General features: G+C 58.8%; 1 protein-coding gene. It reads right to left on the reverse strand.

Going from position 1 to position 255, the window contains the following annotated elements; all coding sequences use genetic code 11:
* Positions 1-255: extracellular solute-binding protein (locus RVY79_RS20575; RefSeq protein ID WP_317466448.1), on the reverse strand; the 255-nt coding region annotated here is incomplete at both ends.

A 255-nucleotide genomic window follows, 5' to 3' on the forward strand; every position in this document is an offset into this window, starting at 1 on the left:
GTTCTTCGCCTCGCGCTTGGCGGTCACGTAGATCGAAATGCCGTTGACGGTGACGTGGAGCTGGCCGGCGAGGAACGCCTTGTTGTTCGACGAATCGTTCCACGACGCCGTGCCTGGAATGAAGTTTTCGTACAGCGCCTTGACGTATTCCAGCGCCTTCATGGTCTCAGGCGAGTTGATGATGACCTTGTCGTTCTTGTCGACGAGATAGCCGCCGTGGGTCCACAGCGCCCAATGCAGCCAGGTGTTGGCGTC

It is taken from the genome of Chromohalobacter sp. HP20-39 (assembly GCF_033052815.1).
GTDB lineage: Bacteria > Pseudomonadota > Gammaproteobacteria > Pseudomonadales > Halomonadaceae > Chromohalobacter.